Annotated in this window: 2 tRNA genes and 1 rRNA gene; all 3 read left to right on the top strand. The window is 51.6% G+C overall.

Features of this window, described 5'->3' with window-relative positions:
* Nucleotides 1–130 precede the first annotated feature (130 nt).
* Nucleotides 131–204: transfer RNA gene (locus FGQ86_RS16170), tRNA-Ile, on the top strand.
* Between the two features lie 48 nt (nucleotides 205–252).
* A tRNA-Ala gene (locus tag FGQ86_RS16165) sits at nucleotides 253–325 on the top strand.
* A gap of 210 nt (nucleotides 326–535) precedes the next feature.
* Nucleotides 536–1,050, top strand: a 23S ribosomal RNA gene (locus tag FGQ86_RS16160); the annotation flags it as partial.

Below are 1,050 nucleotides of genomic sequence, written 5' to 3'. Positions count from 1 at the left end.
ATGGTTAAGCCCCGGGAGGCCGATGGTACTGCACTGGAGACGGTGTGGGAGAGCAGGTGGCCGCCAGCACTAAAAAAGAAAAGAGAGTCCGGAAGGACGGGAGAAAGTGGCGGAAAGCCCTTTTGGAAACGGGCTTATAGCTCAGCCGGTTAGAGCGCACGCCTGATAAGCGTGAGGTCGGTGGTTCGAGTCCACTTAAGCCCATTGGCTAACGCCTTCGATTAAGGAGGAAAGGCCCACTTAAGCCCATCCGGGGGATTAGCTCAGTTGGGAGAGCGCCTGCCTTGCAAGCAGGAGGTCACGAGTTCGAATCTCGTATTCTCCATTGGATGAAAAGGAAACATCCTGCTCATCCGAATGTACCTTGAAAACCGCATATAAGAAATTGATGAAAATATCAAGACATCCGAGGCATCATCAGAGATGATGATGACACACTTTGAAGAAAACAAAGTAAAAAAATTGACCTGAACCAACGCATGTAACGCTATACATGTGTGGAAGGAGTCCCGTTCCCGCGGGAGGCCTTCAAGTTGGTTATGCATGAAAGAGCGCAGGGTGGATGCCTTGGCACTAAGAGCCGATGAAAGACGTGATAAGCTGCGAAAAGCTTCGGGGAGGAGCAAATATCCATTGATCCGGAGATTTCTGAATGGGGAAACCCACATGAGCAAACCTCATGTATCCATACGCCAATCCATAACGTATGGAGGGGAACCCGGTGAACTGAAACATCTAAGTAGCCGGAGGAAGAGAAAGAAACATCGATTCCGGAAGTAGCGGCGAGCGAAACCGGAAGAGCCCAAACCGGGGTGCGTGCACCCCGGGGTTCGGACCGCGGAATTGATCTTGTGAGCCTAGCAGAATGGTTTTGGGAAAGCCAGCCAGAGAGGGTGAAAGCCCCGTAAGCGAAAGGTGAGCGAGCATGGCGGTATCCAGAGTAGGTCGAGACACGTGGAACCTTGACTGAATACGCGGGGACCACCCCGTAAGGCTAAATACTCCTTAGTGACCGATAGCGCATAGTACTGTGAAGGAAAGGTGAAAAGG

The sequence above is a fragment of the Clostridium sp. BSD2780061688st1 H5 genome (assembly GCF_005845155.1).
Lineage (GTDB): Bacteria > Bacillota > Clostridia > Lachnospirales > Lachnospiraceae > Claveliimonas > Claveliimonas intestinigallinarum.
The sequence above is the reverse complement of the archived record's forward strand: the minus strand, read 5'-3'. Positions and strand labels throughout refer to the sequence as shown.